At 70.3% G+C, this 15903-nt stretch carries 16 protein-coding genes; 9 read left to right on the top strand and 7 right to left on the bottom strand.

Annotation, left to right across the window (positions count from 1 at the left end):
- Positions 1 to 163: 163 nt before the first annotated feature.
- From AC3WSN_RS17720 to AC3WSN_RS17705, 4 genes are all read left to right on the top strand, one after another.
- A complete protein-coding gene (locus tag AC3WSN_RS17720) occupies positions 164 to 3538 on the top strand; it encodes an ATP-binding protein (protein ID WP_492539685.1) in 3375 nt (1124 codons plus the stop codon).
- Positions 3531 to 4451: a response regulator gene (locus AC3WSN_RS17715; RefSeq protein ID WP_492539683.1), complete on the top strand. Its 921-nt coding sequence runs from the start codon at positions 3531 to 3533 to the stop codon at positions 4449 to 4451. Before AC3WSN_RS17720 ends, AC3WSN_RS17715 begins: the two co-directional genes overlap by 8 nt.
- A 109-nt stretch (positions 4452 to 4560) precedes the next feature.
- On the top strand, positions 4561 to 4773 hold the full coding sequence (locus AC3WSN_RS17710) for a hypothetical protein (RefSeq protein ID WP_492539681.1): 213 nt from the start codon (positions 4561 to 4563) through the stop codon (positions 4771 to 4773).
- 30 nt (positions 4774 to 4803) lie between these two features.
- Complete coding sequence (locus AC3WSN_RS17705) at positions 4804 to 5178, top strand: DUF6894 family protein (protein WP_492539679.1); 375 nt, start codon at positions 4804 to 4806, stop codon at positions 5176 to 5178.
- A 10-nt stretch (positions 5179 to 5188) separates the two neighbouring features.
- On the opposite strand, the gene AC3WSN_RS17700 is transcribed toward AC3WSN_RS17705, so the two are convergent.
- The gene (locus AC3WSN_RS17700) at positions 5189 to 5632 is read right to left on the bottom strand and encodes a DUF488 domain-containing protein (RefSeq protein ID WP_492539677.1); all 444 of its coding nucleotides are present in this window, start codon (positions 5630 to 5632) and stop codon (positions 5189 to 5191) included.
- Positions 5633 to 5834: 202 nt separating this feature from the next.
- Here AC3WSN_RS17700 and AC3WSN_RS17695 point away from each other — a divergent pair, with 202 nt between their 5' ends.
- Positions 5835 to 6719: a glycoside hydrolase family 25 protein gene (locus tag AC3WSN_RS17695; RefSeq protein WP_192708004.1), complete on the top strand. Its 885-nt coding sequence runs from the start codon at positions 5835 to 5837 to the stop codon at positions 6717 to 6719.
- Positions 6720 to 6854: 135 nt separating this feature from the next.
- Positions 6855 to 7622: a Crp/Fnr family transcriptional regulator gene (locus AC3WSN_RS17690; RefSeq protein ID WP_192708125.1), complete on the top strand. Its 768-nt coding sequence runs from the start codon at positions 6855 to 6857 to the stop codon at positions 7620 to 7622.
- 32 nt (positions 7623 to 7654) lie between these two features.
- Here AC3WSN_RS17690 and AC3WSN_RS17685 read toward each other — a convergent pair whose 3' ends face one another.
- Genes AC3WSN_RS17685 through AC3WSN_RS17670 form a run of 4 tightly spaced genes read right to left on the bottom strand, consistent with a single transcriptional unit; the run spans position 7655 to position 10918 of the window.
- Positions 7655 to 8428, bottom strand: a complete 774-nt coding sequence (locus tag AC3WSN_RS17685) for an ABC transporter ATP-binding protein (protein ID WP_492539674.1) — start codon at positions 8426 to 8428, stop codon at positions 7655 to 7657.
- Complete coding sequence (locus tag AC3WSN_RS17680; RefSeq protein WP_192708006.1) at positions 8428 to 9483, bottom strand: FecCD family ABC transporter permease; 1056 nt, start codon at positions 9481 to 9483, stop codon at positions 8428 to 8430. Before AC3WSN_RS17680 ends, AC3WSN_RS17685 begins: the two co-directional genes overlap by 1 nt.
- On the bottom strand, positions 9480 to 10535 hold the full coding sequence (locus AC3WSN_RS17675) for an iron ABC transporter substrate-binding protein (protein ID WP_492539672.1): 1056 nt from the start codon (positions 10533 to 10535) through the stop codon (positions 9480 to 9482). Before AC3WSN_RS17675 ends, AC3WSN_RS17680 begins: the two co-directional genes overlap by 4 nt.
- On the bottom strand, positions 10535 to 10918 hold the full coding sequence (locus tag AC3WSN_RS17670; protein ID WP_492539670.1) for a VOC family protein: 384 nt from the start codon (positions 10916 to 10918) through the stop codon (positions 10535 to 10537). Before AC3WSN_RS17670 ends, AC3WSN_RS17675 begins: the two co-directional genes overlap by 1 nt.
- Positions 10919 to 11137: 219 nt before the next feature.
- Here AC3WSN_RS17670 and AC3WSN_RS17665 point away from each other — a divergent pair, with 219 nt between their 5' ends.
- Both AC3WSN_RS17665 and fabI read left to right on the top strand, forming a co-directional pair.
- Positions 11138 to 12049, top strand: a complete 912-nt coding sequence (locus AC3WSN_RS17665) for a DnaJ C-terminal domain-containing protein (protein ID WP_192708008.1) — start codon at positions 11138 to 11140, stop codon at positions 12047 to 12049.
- Positions 12050 to 12178: 129 nt separating this feature from the next.
- Entirely contained in the window at positions 12179 to 13003 is an 825-nt protein-coding gene (gene fabI, locus AC3WSN_RS17660) for an enoyl-ACP reductase FabI (protein ID WP_492539667.1), read from the top strand.
- A 41-nt stretch (positions 13004 to 13044) separates the two neighbouring features.
- On the opposite strand, the gene AC3WSN_RS17655 is transcribed toward fabI, so the two are convergent.
- Positions 13045 to 14199 (bottom strand): AAA family ATPase, encoded by a 1155-nt coding sequence (locus AC3WSN_RS17655; protein ID WP_492539665.1) that lies wholly within the window; start codon positions 14197 to 14199, stop codon positions 13045 to 13047.
- 15 nt (positions 14200 to 14214) lie between these two features.
- On the bottom strand, positions 14215 to 15207 hold the full coding sequence (locus AC3WSN_RS17650) for a polyphosphate kinase 2 family protein (protein WP_192708011.1): 993 nt from the start codon (positions 15205 to 15207) through the stop codon (positions 14215 to 14217).
- Positions 15208 to 15304: 97 nt separating this feature from the next.
- Between AC3WSN_RS17650 and AC3WSN_RS17645 the strand changes: the two genes are divergently transcribed.
- Entirely contained in the window at positions 15305 to 15892 is a 588-nt protein-coding gene (locus AC3WSN_RS17645; protein ID WP_192708127.1) for a histidine phosphatase family protein, read from the top strand.
- Positions 15893 to 15903 lie beyond the last annotated feature (11 nt).

Here is a 15903-nt window from a genome sequence, read left to right as displayed (position 1 = left end):
GCTGCACCATCGCGACGGAATACTTCGAGGTCGGGGTGGCTGAGAGCGCGAAGAGTGGGAGCACCGCGCCGGTGCCCGTTTTTTCGCGCGCGCGCGCGTCGCGCTGCCGCCTGTGCGTGTCGCTGCCCGGGCGCGGCGGCCGGATCGCCCCGGCCGTGGCTCGATGAGCGGTCCGCAGCGCATCATCCCCATCCGCCGGGACTACAACCGCTTCGTCGCCGACGAGACGCTGGAGGATTACGCCCTCCGCTTCACCGCCAAGAAGGCGCGGCGCTGGTCGAGCCTCGAGGTCGCGCAGACCGCCCTCGGCTCGATCTCGTTCCTGGCGCTGGAGGCGATCGGCGGGACGCTGGCGCTGACGGCGGGCTTTCCCAACACGGTCGCGGCGGTGCTGGTCGTCGGCCTGATCATCTTCGCCACGGCGGCGCCGATCACGGTCTACGCCGCCCGGTACGGCGTCGACATGGACCTCCTGACCCGCGGCGCGGGGTTCGGCTATCTCGGCTCGACCGTGACGTCGCTGATCTACGCGAGCTTCACCTTCCTGTTCTTCGCCATCGAGGCGGCGATCATGGCGCTGGCGCTGCAGCTCTGTTTCGGGCTGCCGCTGGGCATCGGCTATCTGCTCTGTGCCGGGGCGGTGATTCCCCTCGTCGTCTACGGGATCCGGCTGATCAGCCGGTTCCAGATCTGGACGCAGCCGATCTGGATCGCCTTGAGCCTGCTGCCGCTGATCTTCGTGGCGGCACAGGGTGCGGGGCCATTGCGGGCGCTCGCCGGCTTCCCCGGCCTCGACGGCGGCGGGGCCGGCTTCGATCTCGCCCGGTTCGGCCTCGCCACGGGCGTCCTGCTGGCGCTGCTCGCCCAGGTCGGCGAGCAGGTCGACTTCCTGCGCTTCGTGCCGGAGCCGCAGGGCCCGCGCGACCGCCGCTGGTGGCTGGCGGTCCTGTCGGGGGGCGCCGGCTGGATCCTGCCCGGGATGCTGAAGATCCTGCTCGGGGCCGCGCTGGCGGTCCTGGCGCTGGGCCACGGCGTCCCGGTCGAGCACGCCGCCGAGCCGACCCGCATGTACGCGGTGGCGTTCGGCTACCTGACGGGGGAGGGGAGCCGGGCGGCCCTGCTGCTCACCGGGCTGTTCGTCCTCGTGTCGCAGCTCAAGATCAACCTGACCAACGCCTATGCCGGCTCGATCGCGTGGTCGAACTTCTTCTCGCGCCTGACCCACAGCCATCCGGGGCGGGTGGTCTGGCTCGTGTTCAACGTCGCCATCGCGGTGCTCCTGATGGAGCTCGGCATCGACAAGACCATCGAGAGCACCCTGCCGCTCTACGCCTCCGTGGTCTCGGCCTGGGTCGGGGCGCTGGCCGCCGACCTCGCGGTCAACAAGCCGCTCGGCCTCTCGCCCCCGGGCATCGAGTTCAAGCGCGCCCATCTCTACGCGGTGAACCCGGTGGGGACCGGCGCCATGGTGTTGGCCCTCGCGGCCGGGGGCGCGGCCTATGTCGGCTGGCTCGGCGCGACCCTGCAGCCCTTCGCGCCGCTGCTGACCCTGGCGATCGCGTTCTGCGCCGCCCCGGCGATCGCCTGGGCCACCGCCGGACGCTGGTACCTCGCCCGGACGCCGAAGCAGGATTGGGGCGCGGCCGAGGTGGTCTGCCGGGTCTGCGAACTGCCCTTCGAGGGCGAGGACATGGCCCATTGCCCGGCCTACGACGCGCCGATCTGCTCGCTCTGCTGCTCGCTGGACGCCCGCTGCGGCGACCTGTGCAAGCCCCACGGACGCCTGGACGTGCAGGCGCAGGCCGCCGTCGCGCGGATTCTGCCGGGCCGCACCGCCGCCTGGATCGGCGCGCCGCTGGGCCGCTACCTCGCGGTAATGCTGACGCTCTGCGCGGTGATCGGCTTGATCCTGGGCATCGTGCACGCCGGCGCGACGATCGCCCACCCGGAGAATCGCGCGTTCCTGCGCACCGCGCTGACCAGCGTGTTCTACACCCTGGTGGTGATCCTGGGCGTGGTGACGTGGCTGTTCGTGCTCGCCCAGGAGAGCCGGCGCGTCGCCCAGGCCGAGACGATGCGCCAGACCGCGCTCTACCAGGCCGAGATCGCCGCCCATAAGATCACCGACGCCAAGCTGCAGGAGGCCAAGGAGCGGGCCGAGGCCGCCAACCAGGCCAAGAGCCGATACGTGGTCGGGATCAGCCACGAGCTGCGCACGCCGCTCTCGACCGTGCTCGGCTACGCCCAGCTTCTCGAATCCGACCCCGCGATCCCGGCGCATCGCCTCAACGGCCTGCGGGTGATCCGGCGCAGCGCCCAGCACCTGTCGGGACTGATCGACGGCCTCCTCGACATCTCGCGCATGGAGGCTGGGCGCCTCCAGATCCACCGCGACGAGGTCCGGCTGACCGATTTCCTCGACCAGCTGGTGGACATGGTCCGCCTCCAGGCGCGGGAGGCCGGACTGGAGTTCCGGTTCTCAAGGCCCGAGATCCTGCCGGCGGTGGTCGCCACCGACGAGAAGCGCCTGCGGCAGGTGCTGCTGAACCTGCTGTCGAACGCCATCAAGTTCACGGAAGCCGGCACCGTGTCGCTGGACCTCAGCTACCGGAGCCAGATCGCGGTGTTTACGATCCGCGACACCGGCCCCGGCATCCCGGAGGCGGACCTCGCGCGGGTCTTCGAGCCCTTCGAACGCGGCTCGACCCCGGCCGCCCGGAGCACGCCGGGGACGGGGCTCGGGCTCACCATCGCCAACCTGCTGGCGCAGCTGCTGGGCGGCGAGATCACCGTCACCGCCGCCCCTGGCGGCGGCACGCAGGCGCGGCTGCGCCTGATGCTGGCCTCCGTGGCCCAGCCCGCGCCGATCGTCGCGCCCGCGCCGGCGGCGGCCCCGGAGCGGGCCTATGCGGGGGCGCGCCGCACCGTCCTGGTGGCCGACGACGACAGCGCCCACCGCGCCCTGATGCGGGCGATCCTGGAGCCGCAGGGCATCTCCGTGCGGGAGGCGGGATCGGGACCCGAGTGCCTCGCGATGGTCGCGCAGGGCGGCGTCGACCTTGTCCTCCTCGACATCGCGATGCCCGGGATGAGCGGCTGGGCGGCGGCGGCGGCTTTGCGGCAGGCCGGGCATACCGGCCCGATCGCCATGATGTCGGCCAACGTCCACGAGATCAGCCCGACCCGGGGCGACGACGCCCCCCACGACGCGATCTTCGCCAAGCCCTTCGACCTGCGCGACGTGATGGAGCGGATCGGCAAGCTCCTGCACCTCGAATGGACCGAGGGCGCCGCGCCGGCGCGGTCGGAGCCCGTCCCGGCCGCGGCGGACCTCCCGGGGCCCGGGCCCGAGCATATCGGCGAGCTCCTGCGCCTCGGCCGGATCGGGCATATCCGCGCCATCGAGGCCAAGCTGACCCAGATGGAGGCGGACGCGACCGTGCCGCCCGCCTTCGTCGCCCGGATGCGCGGGCTGGTCGAAGGGTACGACCTTCGCCGCTATCTCTCCGTCCTGCAGGAACTCGCCCGCCATGGCTGAGGCGCCGAAGGTCCAGCCGCACCGGGACATCGTCCTGGTGATCGACGATTCGCCCGACACGCTAAGCTTCCTCACCGAGGCGATCGAGCAGTCCGGCGCGACCGTACTGGTCGCGGTCGGCGGCGACCTCGCCCTGACCCTGGTGGACGAGATCACGCCGGACGTGATCCTGCTCGACGCGGTGATGCCCGGCCTCGACGGGTTCGAGACCTGCCGGCGGCTCAAGGCCAAGCCGCACCTCGCCGGCGTGCCGGTGATCTTCATGACCGGGCTCAGCGAGACCGAGCACATCGTGAAGGGGCTCTCCGCCGGCGGGATCGACTACGTCACGAAGCCGATCGCCCCCGACGAGATCCTGGCCCGGATCCGCGTGCATCTCGCGAGCGCCCGCGCCGCGCAGAGTGCGCGGGCCGCCCTCGACACCGCCGGTCGGACCCTGTTCGCCGTCTCGGCGGAGGGGCGGGTGCTGTGGTCGACGCCGCAGGCCGGCCGGCTTCTGAGCGGCCTCGGCGCCCAGCGCTCGGGCACGCTCGAACTGCCGGCGCGCGCCCGCGACTGGCTGGGCGCGCATCTGGCCGGAGCGGTCGGCACCACCCTGACCCTGACCGATCCCGACGGCGCGGCCTACGCCCTGAGCTTCATCGGAGGCACCCCGGACGAGATCCTGCTCCGCCTGTCCCGGGAGGAGCCGGCCTCCGGGATCGAGCGGCTGCGCGCGAAGCTCCCCGTCACCGGCCGTGAGGCCGAGGTTCTGCTCTGGCTGTCACGGGGCAAGTCGAGCCGCGACATCGGCGAGATCCTGGGGCTGAGCCACCGGACGGTGACGAAGCACCTCGAGGGCATCTACGCCAAGCTCGGTGTCGAGAATCGCACCGCCGCCTCGATCATCGCCGCGCGGCACCTGCAGGATTGAGCTGGCCGGAATCCCCACCTTGTCCACAGGTGTTCCGGTCCGGCGAAACCCCTTGGTAAGCGCCGGCGCTCCACGGTCCTCGCTCCCACTGATCCCGGGTCCGGATGCGATGATGACCAGCCAGCAACTCGCCGACGAACTGAAGCGGATCGCCACCACGCAGGTCAGCGACATCACGCGGGCTGTGAAGGAGGGCCAGAAGTCGATCGCCCTCAACGAGGTGCGGGACATGGCGCGGCGCCTCTCCCTGCTGGCCGACGCGTTCGATCCGATATCGGCCCCGGAGAAGGCGGAAGCCGTCGACGACGCGCAGGCCGCCTGACGCACGCCGCCGGCTCACGAGGAGCGCTCCATGATCCGCGCCCACTTCACCATCCGCCTCGGCGGCAACTCGCTGCCCGCATCGGCGGCCCAGTCGGTCGACGACATCGAGGCTGCCCGATCGGTCGCGCGCACGATCGTCCAGCGGCTCATGCGTCAGCACGGCGGCGATCCGCGGCTGCTGGACGCCACCATGGTGATCGGTGACGATGACGGCGCGACGCTCCTGGAACTCTCCTTCCGCGACGCCCTCTACATGCCGGTCGAGCCCGTGGCCGATCCGGACCGCCGGCGGCCACGCCCGCCGGGCAGGGCTCCCTCGAAGCGCCTGAGCGCCGCGCTCCACCCAGTCCGGCGGCTCGCCGGGGCGCTGGGTGCGCGCGTGCAGCCGCTGCTCGGCTCGTGAGCCGACGCGTTCAGCCGTAGAGATCGCTGACGGCGAAGCCCCTGGTCGCAAGGCGTTCCGCCAGCACGCGCCGGTGGCACAGCGCCGGATCCCGCTCGAAACAGAGCAGGCAGATCGGCGCGGCTTCGGCCATCTGGGCGAGCTCGTCGAGCGCCGCCTGTCCGCCGGCCGTGTCGAGAACATCCTCGCAGTAGATCCGCCGCATCAGCGCCGCATCGCCGGCCCGCGCCGCCTGCCGCCCGGATTTCGGCGTTCCCAGGCTGCGCAGGTGCGTGTAGCCGACCCCCGCCTCCTGAAGGGAGGCGCTGAGTGCCCCTTTCGAGAACCCGCGCTTGCGGGAGTTCGCGACCGCTCGGACGTCGACGAGCGTGGCGATCCCGGCCGAGCGCAGGACGCTGCCGAGCCGCTCAGAATCGAGGCCTTCGTAGCCTATGGTAAACAGTTGCTTGCTCACGGCGGCGTGACCAGACTTGTGTTTCGGGGCCGGCACTTAGCCGGATGTCATCCTGTGCAACAGCCGGGGATGCCCCGCGTATGTCGCGGCGTTGCAACGCATCTCGGAATTCCGCCGCAATGATCGCAAAGCTCCGTTAACCGCGCCGGGGCCATCGAATACGCCTGTCTGTGGCGCTCTTTCGGTGGCGGGCTGAGCACTGATGACGCGGATCTACACGCTTTCGCGGTCGCTTTCCGAGGATCTGAGCCGGGGCCTGAGCGGCCGCTTCGGCGCCGTCCGGCGACTCGCCGCGCGGTTCGCCGCCGCGGCGACCCTGGCTGGCCTCGCGGCCTGCGCATCGAATTCCGACTTCTACCCGACCAAGGGTGACGCGAAGCCGCATCCCGGCGTGGCCAAGGCGAAGCTCCACCCGATCCAGGGGATCGACATCTCCAAGTGGCAGGGCAACGTCGACTGGGCCTCGGTCCGGGCGGCCGGCACCCAGTTCGCCTTCATCAAGGCGACGGAGGGGGGCGACCACGTCGATGAGCGCTTCCGGACCAACTGGGACGGTGCGGCGCGGGCGGGCGTGCCTCGGGGGGCCTACCACTTCGTCTTCTGGTGCCGCTCGGCCAAGGAGCAGATGGACTGGTTCAAGAGGAACGTCCCCAACGATCCGAGCGCGCTCCCGCCGGTGCTCGACGTCGAGTGGAACGGGCACTCGCAGACCTGCCCGAAGAAGCTGCCGAAGGCGCAAGCCTTGGCGATGGTCTCGGAGATGTTGGAGGAGATGGAGCGCTACACCGGCAAGCGCCCGATCATCTACACCGACATCACCTTCCATAAGGACGTGCTGGAAGGCGAATTGCCGGATTACCCGCACTGGTTGCGCTCGACAGCGGCGGAGCCGGAGCAGCGCTTCGTCAACCGCAAGTGGATGCTTTGGCAGTTCACATCCACGGGCCGGGTCCCCGGCGTCCGGGGCGATGTCGACCGAAACGCGTTCTACGGCACACCTTCTGATTGGGCATCCTTCCTGTCGACGGATTGCGATCCGCGCGAGCACAAGCGGCTCTCGGAGCAGGGGCTTTGCACGGACAAGTAGATGCCCACGTTGGAAAGAAACCTACGTTAGTTCAGGGGCGCGGGTCGCGGAGTATGCGTGTCGGGTCCGGCCGCCGACGGGCGGGTCCGAGAGGAGCTTGTCGGGAGCCTTCTGTCCCGCACCGCTCCGTTCGTGATGCCAATCGACAATGCCGCCCCGACGGGCAACCTGCTTCTCGATGCGCTTCCCGCCTCAGACCGCGCACTGATCGCGCCTGATCTGGAAGCGATCTCCCACGCCAAGGGCCAGACGATCTTCGAGGCGGGCGACGACGTCACGCACATCACGTTCCCCTGCAATCACGCCGTTGTCGCGCTGGTCGTCTCCACCCGGGACGGGCGAACTGCCGAGACCGCCACCATCGGCCACGAGGGCGCCGTCGGCGGGATCGTGAGTCAGGGGCGCTTGCCGGCATCCGCCAACGCGCTGGTGCAGATGGGTGGGCCGATGCTGCGCCTGGAGGTGGAGCGGCTCCAGGAGGCTGTCCGCCGGTCCGCCTCGCTGCGAGACCATTTCGCGCGCTACGCCGATTGCCTATTGGCTCAGCTGCTTCAGACCGCTGCCTGCAACGCCCTGCATCCCATCGAGCAACGCTGTCTCCGCTGGCTCATGGCGCTCCAGGATCGCATTCAGGACGACACGCTGCCGATCACCCATGAACTGCTGGCGTCGATGCTCGGCGTCCAGCGCACCTATCTGACGCGGATCCTGCGCGTGCTTCAGGAGCAGGGGCTCATTCAGGTCGGCCGCGGACGGATCACCATCCTCGACCGGCGCGCGGTCTCGGCGGCAGCCTGCGAGTGCCACGCTCGTGTGCGGCTGCATTGCGAGGCGGTGCTCGGTGACGTGTACGGAACGGAGAACCTCGACCGGACCGCACGGCTCGCGGCTGCCGCCGGCTAGGCCGACGCGCACTGACCCAGGGCCGTTCCTGTTCAGTCGATGACCGGCATGCAGACCGGTACGGCAAGGCCCGGCACGGACGCCATCACCACGTCGATCCCGTAGAGCAGGCGCAGCAGGGCCGGGGTGATCGTCGTCGACGGCGGCCCGTCTGCGACGAGCTGGCCGCCATGCAGCGCCACGATGCGATCCGCGCACAGCAGGGCGTGGTCGGGATCGTGGGTCGAGAACATCACGCCGATGCCGCCGCGCGCCAGGCGCCGGACCTGTCCGAGCACACGCGCCTGATTGCCGAAATCGAGGCTGGCGGTCGGCTCGTCCATGATCAGGAGATCGGGCTCCCCGCTCAGGGCGCGCGCGATCAGGACGAGCTGCCGTTCGCCACCGCTGATCTCGGTATAGATCTTCTCCGCCAGATGGCTGATGCCGAGCGTGGCGAGCGCCTGCTCGGCCGCAGCGTCATCGGACGGTCCGGGCGCGGCGAACGGGCCGAGGCGGCTGGCGCGCCCCATCACCACGACATCGCGCACCGTGAACGGGAAGAAGGCGGAATGCGCCTGCGGCACGGACGCGATTACGCGGGCGATCGCCGCGCGTGACAGCCGGAATAGGTCGGCATCCTTGAGGGCAATGCGGCCGGCCTGTGACGGAAGCAGGCCGAGCAGCGTCTTGAGCAGGGTCGTCTTGCCGCCGCCGTTCGGCCCGAGGAGGCACAGCACCTCGCCCGCGCCGAGGTTGAACGACACGTCCCGCCCGATGGCCCGGTCGCCGTAGCCGAAGGCGAGATTTTGGACTCGGAGCAGCATCACGCGATCCTGCGGCGCCCGGCTGCCAGCAGCCACAGGAAGAAGGGGGCTCCGACCAGGGCCGTCAGGATCCCGAGCGGCACCTCGATGGTCGCCGCCGTCCGGGCGATCAGGTCGACGGCCAGCAGGTAGCCGGCGCCGAGCGCCAGGGAGGCGGGCAGCAGGCGGCGGTAATCCGGCCCGACCAGCAGCCGGGCGACGTGCGGCACGATCAACCCGATCCAGCCGATGACGCCGGTCATGGAGACGGCCGCCGCGGTGATCAGCGTCGCACCTGCGATCAGGAGCGGGCGCAGCACCCGGGTCTCCACGCCGAGCGCCCGGGCCTCCTCGTCCCCGAGGCTCATCAGGTTCATGCGCCAGCGCAGCAGCACCAACGGTGCGAGCCCCAGAAGCATCATCGGCAGGATCGCGCCGACATCGCCCAGGCTCACCGACGACAGGCTGCCGAGCAGCCAGAACGTGATCGCCGGCAACTGATTGTAGGGATCGGCCAGGACCTTCAGGAGCGAGATGCCGGCCCCGAGCACGGCGCCGACCGCCACACCCGCCAGAACCAGGGTGAGGACCGGATCCTGCCGCCGGACCGCAAGCCCGATCCCGTAGACGACGGCCACCGCCCCGAGGCCGCCCAGGAAGGCCAGGCCCTGAATGGGGGCCACCGGCAGGCCGAGATAGATCCCCAGCACGGCCCCGAGTCCGGCACCGGCGGAGACGCCGAGGATGTCGGGCGAGACCAGCGGGTTACGGAACAAGCCCTGGTAGGTCGCTCCGGCCGCCGACAGGGCCGCGCCCACCACGAGGGCGGCCACGACCCGGGGCAGGCGTACCTGCATGATCACGGTATCGATCGTCGCCGGCGCCCGGGCGGGCAGTCCGAGCAGGCGATGGCCGAGGACGTCCGCGACATCGGCAAGGGAGACCGGGTACTTGCCGGTGGCCAGCGCAAGCAGGGCCAGGGCCAGGAGGACGAAGCCCGAGAGCAGCGTCGCCGAGACCCGGAAGCCCCGGTGCCCCCGCGCCGCGCCGACCGCCTCGAGCACGGTTCGGCTCATCGCGCCGTGTCCGGCACCGTGGATCTCAGCAGTGCGGCTGCCTGCTCCGGATCGAGGCCGACATGGTAGAAGCGCTGATAGAAGCGGCGCACGACGTCCGGCATCGGCGCCGGAAACAGGTCCGGATGAAGCAGTCCGGCCAGCCAGCGCAGGCCGATCAGCCGGTTGATCCCGGGCGGCGCGTCGAACCACGGGAATGGCTGCTGCGGGACCACATACACCCGGCCCGACTGGACCGCCCTGATGTCACGCCAGAGCGGATCGGTGCGGATCGCGGTCGCGAAGGCCGGGTCAAGCGTGACGATCACGTCCGGGTTCCAGGCCAGGACCTGCTCCGGAGAGACGCTGCCAAGGCGCCCGTCGCCGCCTTCCGCGACGTTGCGGCCGCCGGCCAGCTCCAGCAACTCGGTGTTGATCGACCCGACGAAGCCCGTCTCCAGTCCGCGCGGTCCGCGGGCGTAGTACACCCGGGGCCGCTGATCCTGCGGCGTCGATCCGGTCGCCTTCGCCACGCCATCGATCAGATCCTGCGCCTGGCCGGCCAGCGCATCCGCCTCCGCCTGCAGGCCGAGCGCCGCGCCGAGCTGCCGGTAAGTATTGGGCGTGCTCGCGAAGCTGCCGTCGAGCAGGATGTAGGGGATGCCGGTCTGTGCCTGGACCTTGTCGGCGAGGGACGCGTAGGTCGGTCCGAGACTGCCGGAATCGACGATCACGTCGGGCTTGGCGGCCAGCACGCCCTCGACATTGGCGGTGCCGCCGCGACCGGTGAGGCGCCCGTAGGCGGGAAGCGTCCGGGTCCGGGGCTCGAGGAAAGGCAGCGCCTCGGGACGCGGGGCGCTCACCCAGCCGGTCATCCTGTCCGGGGCCAAGCTGTAGAGCAGCACCGCCGCCGGTGGGCCGGCCGGGAGCACCCGCTCGATCCGGTCGGGAAGCTCGACGGTTCGGCCGGCTGCATCCGTGAACGGACGCGCCAGCGTTCCGCCCGACGACGCCAGGAGCAGACCCAGCGCGCAGGCGAGCGCTTCGCCGCGGCCGAGGGCGAACCCGCGCATCACGCGGCCTTGCGCTCCAGGATCTCGATCAGCGCCCCGTCCGGACCCTCCACGAAGGCGATCCGGAGGTCGGGCGCGCGCTGGGTGATGCCGGTTCGGACCGGCACGCCGCGGGCGGTGAGATCGGCCATCGCCGCCTCGATATCGGCGACGCGCAACCCGATATGCTCGAGACCGAGGCAGGGTGTCGGTGCCGCGGGGGTCGTCTCGGCCGGCGCCTGCTCGATGAAAATGGTGAGTCCGCCGAGATCCAAAACGACGCGCTGCACCGGGTCGTCGCCGACGCGCGTCACCTCGCGAGCCCCGAAGGTTTCGACGTAGAACGCTCCGGCCTTGACCGCGTCGCGGCTGCGCAGATGGACGTGATCGCAGGCGTATTGCATCGGGTTTCCGGTCTGTCGCGGTTTCAGCGTCGGCAAAGGGCGGCTGAGGCAGCGCGCACCCGGCTGACGGCACAAGTATGCCTCGCCGCCCGTCGGGGCGAGAGCCGCCGCTTGACGCCACGCCCGAACCCGCAGACTTTCGGCGGCAGGACCGTTGCAGGGATGCAACATCCTTCCCACATCGGGGTCGAAACCCCACACCGCACAGCCAAGAGTTCCATGCGCAATCCCTACGACGTGCTGGGCGTGGCCAAGGGGGCGAGCGAGGCCGAGATCAAGAAGGCCTATCGCAAGCTCGCCAAGGACTTCCACCCCGACCGCAACAAGAACGACGTGAAGGCGAAGGACCGGTTCGCCGAGGCGAATGCCGCCTACGAGATCCTGGGCGACGCCGAGAAGCGCAAGCAGTTCGACCGCGGCGAGATCGACGCCGAGGGCAAGCCGCGCGCGACCGGCTTCGAGGGCTTCGGCGGCGGACGAGGCGGCGGGTTCGACTTCGAGAACATGGCCCGCAGCCGGCAGGGTGGCATGGGCGGCGGGATGGGCGAGGATATCTTCTCGCACATCTTCGGCGAGGCTTTCCGCGCGGGCGGAGCCGGCCCAGGCGCGCGTCAGACTGCCAAGGGCGACGACGTGGCCGCCGAGCTGTCGGTGACGCTGGAGCAGGTCGCCAGCGAGGAGAAGCTGCGCCTGTACCTGCCCACCGGCCGCGAGGTCGACGTGGTCATCCCGCGCGGCGTGGTGGATGGCCAGACCATCCGGCTCCGCGGCCTCGGCCAGAGCGGCGGCCCGCGCGGCGAGGCGGGCGATGCGCTGCTGACCATCAAGCTCCGGCCCCATCCCGGCTTCACGGTCGAGGGCGCCGATCTGCGAACCACCGTCGAGGTGCCGCTGGAGGATGCCGTCCTCGGGGGAACGATCCGCGTCCCGACGCTCACCGGTGCCGTCGAGATGAAGATCCCGGCGATGACCAGTTCCGGCCGCACCTTCCGCCTGCGCGGCAAGGGCCTGCCGAAGAAGGACGGGACGCAGGGTGACCTGTTCGCCACGACCGCGATCGTCCTGCCACGGGATGAGGACGCGGCCCTGATGGAGTTCGCCCGCGGCCGCCGCGCCGCCAAGGCGGCCTGAGCGATGCGGCCTGAGAAAGTGGCGCTAGCCTGAAAGTGCGTGGAGGCAGCCCGGACTTCCGTCTCCGGGCCACCTCCGCTAAGGAGGCGCCCCGGCGCCGCGAGGTGCCGCGAGGCTTCGGGATCGATCATGGCGGAACACGGGCAGGGCCTTCTGGCGGGCAAGCGGGGCATCGTCCTCGGGGTCGCCAACAACCGCTCGATCGCCTGGGGTATCGCCCGCAGCGCCCGTGCCCACGGAGCCGAGCTCGCCTTCACCTATCAGGGCGACGCCTTGCGCAAGCGGGTCGAGCCGCTCGCCAAGGAACTCGACGCCCACGTCATCGGCCATTGCGACGTGACCGATTCGGCCACGATCGACGCGGTGTTCGCGGAGGCGGCCAAGGTCTTTCCCGACGGCATCGACTTCGTGGTCCACTGCGTCGCCTTCTCCGACAAGGACGAGCTGACCGGCCGCTACATCGAGACCTCGGAGGACAACTTCACCAAGTCGCTGCTGGTCTCGTGCTACTCCTTCACCGCGGTGGCGCAGCGGGCCGAGAAGATCATGCGCCCGGGCGGTTCGCTCGTGACGCTGACCTATTACGGCGCCGAGAAGTGGATGCCGCATTACAACGTCATGGGCGTCGCCAAGGCGGCGCTCGAAGCCTCGGTCCGGTATCTCGCGGCCGATCTCGGCCCGAAGAATATCCGCGTCAACGCGATCTCGGCGGGCCCGATCAAGACGCTCGCGGCCTCGGGAATCGGCGATTTCCGCTACATCCTGAAGTGGAACGAGTACAACGCGCCGCTCAGGCGGACCGTGACGATCGGCGAGGTCGGCGAGACCGCCGCCTATCTCGTCTCCGACATGGCGGCCGGCATGACCGGCGAGATCCTGCACGTGGATGCAGGCTACCACGTCGTCGGCATGAAGAACCCCGACGCGCCGGACCTGACCCTCGACAAGGATTAGGATCCAGCTCGACCTGCTTCGCCGCACGGCCGGCAACGGGATCAATCCGCGGCGGCTTCGGCGAACGTGCCCGAGAGGCGCAAACCCTCGATCCAGGTCTCGCCGTCGCGCTTGAGGACGGTCCGCGGACGCGGACCGCCGGAGGCCGCGATGGCATCGGCCAGGCGATCGGAATGGGTGACCAGCCAGACCTGCGTGCGCTCCGCCGCCCGGGCGATCAGCCGGGCCAGCGGCTCCATCAGGTCGGGATGCAGGCTGGTCTCCGGCTCGTTCAGGGCGATGAACGGCGGCAGCCGGTATCCGAGCAGGGCACCGGCCAGGGCGAGGAAGCGCAAGGTCCCGTCCGACAGCTCCGACGCGTCGAAGATCCGCTTAGCGAAGTCGGGGAAGGTCACGCCGAAGCTCGCCTCCCGCGCCGGTTCCGGCACGATCAGGCGCGCCCCCGGAAAGGCGCCGTCGATGGCCTCATCGAGGTCCGTTGTGTCCTGGCGGATATGGGCGAGCGTCGCGAAGACCGCGGCGAGATCGGAGCCGTCCGAGGCCAGGGTCGGTGTGGTCACCGCGAGGCACGGCCGCCGTAGGGGTGAATCGGCGTCGGTCCGGAAGCCGTGGTGGAATCGCCACGCCGCCATGGCCAGCCGCACCAGGGCGATCTCCGGCTGGCCGGTTGCGATCAGGGCACTGCCAAGCGCGGTCTCGGTGGCGAGCAGATCGATCCCGAGGCTTTGCTTGCGCCCGTCGGCGTCGCGCACGAAGCCGCTGCGGCCGTCCCGGTCGAGGATCACGGCCGTCCGGCCACCATTGCGCACGGTCAGACGCTCGGCCTTCACCTGCGGCTCCTGCCGGAAGGCCGCGCCGTAGATCTCGGCGCCGGCCTGCGGAACCAGCCCGATCTCCACCGTGTAGGCGAAAACCTGCCCGGTCTCGTCATCGCTCAGGCTGACGGACAGGCAGAGCCGGGCGGGCTCGCCCTGGCGGCGTCGGCCGGCCCAGAGCACCGAATCCATGCCGCCTTCCGCAGCGAGGTCGCGGGTCAGCGTGCCCAGGGCCGCCGCCTGCAGCAGCTCCAGGGCCCGGTAGAGGTTGGTTTTGCCCGTCCCGTTGCCGCCGACAAAGACCGACAGGTCTTCGACCGGGAAGCTGATCCGCCGGAGCGAGCGGTAACCCGAGACCGCGACCTCGCGTACCGCCAGCATGCCGAGCCTCCCGCTTCAATCCGGAACGGTCAGATCGGCAATGCCCTTGGCAGCCTCGGGGAATCGCGGATCCATCGCCTCCAGCGTATCCGCCACGGTCTTGGCGATCACGTAGTTGCGGAACCATTTGTGATTGGCCGGCACCACCAGCCACGGGGCACGGGGGGTCGAGCAGCGCGAGAGCGCGTCCGCGAAGGCCTGCTGATAGGCATCCCAGGATTTCCGCTCGACGAGGTCGGCGGGGTCGAACTTCCAGTGCTTTTCCGGATCGGCGATCCGCGCCTCCAGGCGCTTCTTCTGCTCCGCCTTTGAGATGTGCAGGAAGAATTTCAGGATGGTCGTGCCCGATTCCGTGAGCAGCTGCTCGAAGTCGTTGATCCGGCCGTAGCGGCTCTGCCAGACCGCGTCCGGGACCAGGCCTTTCACCCGCACAACGAGCACGTCCTCGTAGTGGCTGCGGTTGAAGACGCCGATCATGCCGCGCCCCGGCGTTCGGGCGTGGTAGCGCCACAGGAAATCGTGATCGCGTTCGTCGCTGGAGGGCACCTTGAACGAGGCGACGGTGCAACCCTGCGGGTTCACGCCCTTCAGCACCGCCCGGATCGTCCCATCCTTGCCGCCGGTGTCGATGGCCTGGAACACCAGCAGGAGGCTGCGAGCCCGCTCGGCATAGAGGCGCTCCTGCAGCGCGATGATCCGCTCGCGCTCGCGGCCCAGGGCCTCCTTCGCCCAGTCCTTGTCGAGGCCGCCGTCGGCGTCGGCATCCACCGCGCCGAGGTCGATCCGCGTGCCGGGCTCGACCACCGTGATGCCCGCTGCGGCGGGGATCGGGACCTCCCGATGCGCTCCCAGCGCGGCCGGGATGCTCTCGGCGTTTGCGTCGATCGTGCTGGCCCATCGGGCCGTCGAGGGGCGCTTCGCATGGGCTGTCCCGTGCAGGTCGTCCCCGTCTGTCATGCGCTGGTCGCGCTTCTGGCCGCGATGATGCTTGCCGTTCTTCTTCGACATAGGGCAGGACCTGTTTCCGGACGTTGCCGACCGACGGCGAGAACGGCCGGCACTCCTGGCCGTTCCGAACGCCTGCGCAGGACGGGATGTGAGACGGTTGGTTACGATCTACTTCATCCGCCACGGCCAGACCGATTGGAACGCCGAGGGACGCCTTCAAGGCGGTCGCGACACCGACCTGAACGCGCAAGGGGAGGCGCAGGCGGTCGCGGTTGCGGAGCGCCTCGCCAAGCTGGCCGGCTCGACGCTCGCTGAGGCGCAGTTCGTCGCGAGTCCGCTCAAGCGCACCCGACGGACCATGGAGATCCTGCGCACGACGCTCGGGCTCAGCGCCGACGGGTACGGGACTGACCCGAGGCTGCGGGAGATCGGTTTCGGCAACTGGGAGGGCTCGACCTGGGCGGAGATCCGCCGCCGCGACCCGGCCGGCGCCGCCGGGCGCGACCGCGACCGTTGGCATCACCGCCCACCGGGCCACGGCGGCGAGAGCTATGCCGCACTCGTGCAGCGGGTCGGCCCGATGCTCGCCGGGCTGCAACGGGACACGGTCGTCGTCGCCCATGGCGGGGTGGCGCGCGCGGCCCTGGTCGCGCTCGGTCACCTCGATATCTACGCCGCGCCGCGGCTCGGCATTCGCCAGGGGGAGGTTCTGGTCCTCGAGCCTGACGGCTGGCGCTGGGGTTGATCCCGTGCGCG

It is taken from the genome of Methylobacterium sp. FW102-HT35C08 (assembly GCF_058790235.1).
The sequence above is the reverse complement of the archived record's forward strand: the minus strand, read 5'-3'. Positions and strand labels throughout refer to the sequence as shown.